The organism is Sulfurimonas sp. (assembly GCF_023228785.1).
In the GTDB taxonomy this organism is placed as follows: Bacteria; Campylobacterota; Campylobacteria; order Campylobacterales; family Sulfurimonadaceae; genus Sulfurimonas.
Genome location: NZ_JALOAN010000031.1, coordinates 21,580 through 27,753, shown reverse-complemented (window position 1 = coordinate 27,753; position 6,174 = coordinate 21,580). Strand labels below are relative to the sequence as shown.

The window sequence follows — 6,174 nt, the reverse complement described above, 5'->3', positions numbered from 1 at the left end:
CGCATGGATAAAAGCTGGCAATCCTATCAAAACTGGATTGGGCATACAAAAAATAGCAAAATAGGAGAAAAAAGATGGTAACGATTATATTAAACCATGATCCTTACGATGGTTCAGATATTGCCTATAATGCTCTTAGACTAGCTTCAACACTACATAAAAGTGGGCAGAGTGTAAATATCTTTTTGATGAATGATGCCGTTGATTTAGCAAGAGATAAGACACAAAAACCACAAAACTATGACTATGACTTGGTTGCAATGTTAAAAAAACTTTATGAGAGTGGAGTTGCCTTACAAGCTTGTGGTACATGTAATGCTAGATGCGGAATATTTAAAAATGAACCGTACTTTGATGAAAAGATTTTATCAACGATGCAGACTTTATCAGATTGGGTCATTCAAAGCAAACAAGTGCTTACGTTTTAAACGTATGATAAAGTAGATATAATAAAATCTTAAAGCTAATCTTTTGCGTATCTAGAAGATAGAAGAAATAGCACAACCTAGGAGAAATATTATATGAAGATTCGCGTTTATTATGAAGATACAGATACGGGTGGGGTGGTTTATCACTCTAACTATTTAAACTTTTGTGAGAGAGCTAGAAGTGAGGCTTTTTTTACTAAGGGTATGAGTCCTGTCTTGGGCAGTGGGCATTTTGTTGCTAGAAAGCTCGAAGCTAGTTATATAGCTAGTGCTAAACTTGGCGATGAGTTAAGCATCACTACAGAGCTTCTTGAAATGAGGGCGGCTTCGTTTAGACTTTTACAAACTATATATAGAGAAGATAAAAAGATATTTGAACTCACCATTACTTTGGCTTACATTACATTTGAGGCAAGACCTCAAAAGATAGATGCAGATATAAAAGAGCTTATACTATCACTCTTTAAATCGTGAGTTATACCTTACAAATCTATACATAGAAGGGTTTAAAAGTTCTATTGGGTATATCATTTGGTTATCTTCTAGTTTTATCTCATACTCTCTATCTGCTCTAGTTGCATGGCTATAAAAGTAATCAACTCCGACTGTAGTTGTGTAGTTGATCCAGTCATAAACTATGTCATTTCCTAAAAGTGAATTTGTCTCTATAAGAATGCTGTTGTTTTGGGTGATGGAGTTTGCTATTATCATATTTTTTCTATCTTCATATTGAGTTATAGAAAGAATTAGCGGGTCGTAATTTATCTGAGTTGAGAGAACTTTTGTAGCATTTGTCTCATAAAGTGTAAGTTGAGACATTATCATACCTGTCTTTACTATAGGCGTATTTATGAAAAATGAACCTTCAACAATATTTTCATTTTTGCTAAGTTGCTTCTCAAGGTTTGTAGTTCTTTTAGGGATAGAAAATTTTACCACACTCTTGTCTACTTCTGTACCCTCAGCAGCCAAATATGCAGTCTCTTCATATAGACTAAGCTTATTTCCAATGGTGGTGTCGTCATAAAATATAACTAATGGGGAAACGGCTTCTTTTAATAGTAGATCACTTTGAGCCCTATAGTCTATGCCGCCATAGTAAAGATATGAAGAGCTAGAAGTTACATCTTTTTTGTTGATGGTTGGAAAAAAGATGTTCATCTCTGGGTTTATCTCAGATACTGCATCAGCTCCTTTTTGTGTAAAAGGTGCGATGACATAGTTAAATCCATCATTGGAAATATCTTGAAGTGCTTTTTTTATATCATCAATCTCTTCGCTTTCTATCTTGTAACTCTTTAACTCAAAAGAGTGATTTTTGGCTATGAGGTAAGCAAAAGATGCATTTGTTGTTGATGAAGCATATCTTCCAATGATTTTATAAGGAAGAAGTAGGGCGATGCGTAGTTTATCGCCTATGATGTAAGATCCGAGATTTAAGATGGAGATGCTCATCTTCCTTACTTCATCATGTTGTTCATTTTCTAGTTTTGCATCTGCGTGAGCAAGAAAGGAGAAGATCATTCCGTTGTCAAGATATGCTTGCATACAACGCTCATCACATGGATATGGATCTAAGTTTTGTATATATGTTTTTGGAATAGGTATATTTGAGATAAGTGAACTCTGTGCGAACATCACAACAGGAAGTAAAAGTGCAAAAATATATAATTTTTTCATAAGTAAACTCTTCATTTTAGTAAAATCTTTAATGGATGCCATTATAACCATCTTGAACTTAGAAAATAATAGTTGTATTTACTGCTTTTATAGAGCTGATAAAACCTGAAACTCTTTTAGTGCAAAATCATCGGTCATACCACTTATATAGTCAGTTATCAACCTTACTCTATAGTACCACTCAACTATTTTATATCTCTCTTTATCCTCTTTGTCTAGTGTCATAAGATCATTTTTATATGCTGAGATCTGCTTTGATGACACTCTTCTGATGAGTCTCATTGAAACAAAACATTCAATCTTCTCTTCATTTAGTAAGGCATGAAAGTCATTTGAGCTAAGTTCTAAGAGTGGTTTGTAGAGATCTAGTAAACCATTTACAATAGAGTAACCTTGCAGTTCAAGCTCTTGCACTTCTTTGTTTTCATAGATATATTTTGCAGAGATCTTTTGTAAGATCTTAACAGCTTTGTAGTATTTACTCTCTTTATCATATTCAAGCAGTGCGTGGTTAAACTCACCATTAAAAATAGCTTCATGATTGGCTAAATATATATCAACAACATGATAAACCAAAGAAGTGACAAGTTTTGCTCGAACAAGTGTAAAAAACATACTAAACTGGTACGGTTCTTCATCCTCTTTTGCTTGTTTGTATCTCTCCTCAATCACCTCTAAAAGGTAGTGTTCATCCTCTTTTTCACATTCGTTTTTTATAAGTGAGTAGACTTTATCTAAGCTCAGTATCCCTTTTACTACGCTGTCTTCTAGATCTGCTGTAAGGTAGGAGATGTCATCAGCAGCTTCCATGATGTAGGTTATGGGAAATCTATGTCCAGACTTCACATCTAGCGTCTTTTGTATCTTTTGTATAAAATCTTTCTCACTATAGTAAAAACCAGGTTTTTTTCTTAAATAATCAAGCGGAGCATCTTTAGATTTGTCTTCAAACGCACCTCTAGTGTACTTAAGAACTGACAAGATCTGAGTGTATGAGAGGTTTAGGCGTTGAAGTTTTGTTATGACTCTTATAGCTTGAGCATTTCCATCATAGTTGCATATATCTTTTGCTAGTAGATCTCGCAATTGTTTTGTATCTTGTGAAGTTGCTACAAAAGTATCTAAGATAGGCAGAGCACTGTTTTTCATCCACTTATTTATAGTCTGCTCAGCAAAATGTCCAAAAGGAGGATTGCCAATATCGTGCAAAAGACTTGTCATCTCTGCAGTTGAGATAAAAGCATTTTCAAGTTCACTAAGTTTATACTCTAAAAGTTCTTCTTTTTTTAATTTTGCAAGTATAGACTTTGCAATAAATCTTGCAGTTTGCCCAACTTCAAGTGAGTGAGTAAGTCTAGTTCTTATTGAAGCATTTAATTCTAATGCAAAAACCTGAGTTCTTTTTTGCAGCCTTCTAAACGCAGGTGATGAGAGTATCCGACCTCTATCACTCTCTATGGAAGCATCTATGAATTTTGATGGATAAAACTCTCTATCTAGTGTAAACTTTTTACTATAATCAATCATCTACTTACCTTTTTTAAATCCTTTGATTATACATTTTTACTTCTAAATCCATACATAAAATAATTTTTGATATTTCTTTCTCAACACTTTAAATGAAGAGTTTTTAATATACTCTTCATTGCATAATAGATATAATTTAAAAATTCTAGTGTTCAATTTAAGTTTATAAGTTCGGTCGAATTTATGTGCGAAAATTGAGTAAATTAATCAGAAAATAAATTGGCAAAATTGTGAAATATAAAAAAATAGTTCAAACTAATATAAAATCAATCTATGCTGATAAAAAAAGCGATCCACTATCTTCTTATTCGATCATTGATAAACGCCTCATTTATGTTGGAGATAAACTAAAATTTGATCTCTATATTAATGACCATACAACACATATGTCACTTTTTCTACAAAGCAATACTATAGTTGATAAAGTAGATAAAAATACTTTAATGGAGATTGAAAGGCTCTATGTCTATAAAGAACAAAAGAGCAAATATGAATCTTTTATAGAAAAAAGGCTTCAAGATACGGTTGAGAGCAGTGATCTTTCGCTAGATGATAAAAGAGATATTATCTACACCTCCACCGCAGAACTAACAAACTCACTCTATGAAAACCCAGAAGCACTAGAAAATGCACAACGCTCAAAGAACATAGTCGAACCGATTTTACAAAGTATTATCCGTGATGATAAAGCTATAAAATCCTTTATCAAAATCATTGAGTATGATTACTACACTCATACACATTCACTCAATGTCAGCATATATTCACTCTGCCTTGGCTCACAACTAGGACTCAGTGAAGAAAAACTAAATACGCTAGGGAGTTCCGCACTGCTTCATGATCTTGGTAAAAGTAGTATAAATCACGAGATACTCAACAAAAATGGTTTACTCGATCAGTTTGAGTTTTTACAGATGAAAAAACATCCATCTCTTGGTTATGAAACGGCTATTAAGATAGGAATAAAGGATAAAAATATATTGGACGGTATTCGACATCATCATGAAAAACTTGACGGTATGGGTTATCCAGATGGACTTAAAGGCGAGGAGATAACGCTTTTTCCACGAATCATAGCAGTGTGCGATGTATTTGATGCATTAACAACAAGGCGATCTTATAAAGAAGCAATGAACTCTTACGATGCTATCTACCTAATGAAAACGCATATGCACCAACATTTAGATATGAAAATTGTAAACACTTTTATAAAGATGTTGCATGAATAAGCTTCAAAATAAAATTAAATCAATAATAGAGATAAATAACAATAACATCGTAAGTTCTTTTTTTAAAAGAGCTATCTTCGCCCTTATATTTATCAGCATAATAAGCACTATAGCCATAGTAAATTTTTTACAATACACTTTTTACACATCCATAGCACAAGAGATTAAAATAAATGTAGATAAAAGATTTGATAAACATGAGACTAATAAAGAGATCTCAAGAGCAAAAGTACTCCAAGAAGATATTAGAGTCATAATGAATGACGTTGGACTTATAATGATTGCAATATTTGATGAGAAAAAAGAAAAATTTTTAGAGTTAACTTCTGATGAAGAAAGATTCGCAGATAAGATAGAAGTTCTTCACTCAGATAACGAGAGAATTGAACACTATTTACTAAGATCTAAAAAAATGAATTATAAATATTTTAAAATTTTAGATAACTATCATTTTATGCAGATCTCATATCCTATCTACAAGTCAAACAAACTACTAGGACATATTGAAGCTGTATCTTATATAGAACCAGCGATTGTTGCAAGATTGAAGCAAAATATATTTACAACTATTGTTACTGTATTTTTAACCATAGTTATTTTCTCCCTTTTAATCTTTCCGCTTATATATTTCGCATATAAAAAGCTAAATAAGCACAGACTAGAGTTAATAAGTAGTAATATTATGACAATCAATACCCTAGGAAATGCCATTGCACTTAGGGATAGTGATACAAATGAGCATAACTACAGAGTAACTCTCTATGGGATCAAGTTTGCGCAAAGCATAGATCTAGATAAAAAAAGCATAAAAGTTTTAATAAAAGGAGCTTTTTTACACGATGTTGGAAAGATCGGGATATCTGACAGCATCCTTCTAAAAAACGGAAAACTAGATGAAGAAGAGTTTGAGATAATGAGAAGTCATGTTGTTAAAGGAGTTGAGCTTGTAAAGGATGATAGTTGGCTAGAAGATGCAAAAGAGGTGATTTTTAATCATCACGAAAAATATGATGGCAGCGGCTACCCAAACAAGACAAAAGGCAAAGAGATCCCACTAACAGCAAGAATATTTGCCATAGTAGATGTCTTCGATGCTCTAACTTCAAAGCGACCATATAAAGAACCTTTTAGTTATGAAAAAAGCATAGAGATCTTAAAAGAGGGACACAACAGCCATTTCGATGGAGAGCTACTAGAGGGTTTTGTAAAAATATCTAACACGCTATATAAAGAGACAAGGCTAAAGCAAAAAGAAGAACTAAAAGAAGAGCTTGAGAGTTTGATAAAGAGCTATTTTTTGGAATAATAAC

Annotated in this window: 6 protein-coding genes; 4 read left to right on the top strand and 2 right to left on the bottom strand. The window is 32.8% G+C overall.

Going from position 1 to position 6,174, the window contains the following annotated elements:
* Positions 1-74: 74 nt before the first annotated feature.
* Complete coding sequence (locus tag M0Q24_RS08630) at positions 75-428, top strand: DsrE family protein (RefSeq protein ID WP_021286633.1); 354 nt, start codon at positions 75-77, stop codon at positions 426-428.
* Between the two features lie 93 nt (positions 429-521).
* Positions 522-902 (top strand): YbgC/FadM family acyl-CoA thioesterase, encoded by a 381-nt coding sequence (locus tag M0Q24_RS08625; protein WP_295049690.1) that lies wholly within the window; start codon positions 522-524, stop codon positions 900-902.
* Here the strand turns inward: M0Q24_RS08625 and M0Q24_RS08620 are convergent.
* Positions 885-2,108 (bottom strand): hypothetical protein, encoded by a 1,224-nt coding sequence (locus tag M0Q24_RS08620; RefSeq protein WP_295049688.1) that lies wholly within the window; start codon positions 2,106-2,108, stop codon positions 885-887. The two genes, M0Q24_RS08625 and M0Q24_RS08620, sit on opposite strands and share 18 nt — an antisense overlap.
* Positions 2,109-2,195: 87 nt before the next feature.
* Positions 2,196-3,635: a dGTPase gene (gene dgt, locus M0Q24_RS08615; RefSeq protein WP_295049686.1), complete on the bottom strand. Its 1,440-nt coding sequence runs from the start codon at positions 3,633-3,635 to the stop codon at positions 2,196-2,198.
* A 230-nt stretch (positions 3,636-3,865) separates the two neighbouring features.
* Here dgt and M0Q24_RS08610 point away from each other — a divergent pair, with 230 nt between their 5' ends.
* Both M0Q24_RS08610 and M0Q24_RS08605 read left to right on the top strand, forming a co-directional pair.
* The gene (locus tag M0Q24_RS08610; RefSeq protein ID WP_295049683.1) at positions 3,866-4,864 is read left to right on the top strand and encodes an HD-GYP domain-containing protein; all 999 of its coding nucleotides are present in this window, start codon (positions 3,866-3,868) and stop codon (positions 4,862-4,864) included.
* A complete protein-coding gene (locus tag M0Q24_RS08605; RefSeq protein WP_295049682.1) occupies positions 4,857-6,170 on the top strand; it encodes an HD domain-containing phosphohydrolase in 1,314 nt (437 codons plus the stop codon). The genes M0Q24_RS08610 and M0Q24_RS08605 overlap by 8 nt, the downstream gene beginning before the upstream one ends.
* Positions 6,171-6,174: the final 4 nt, after the last annotated feature.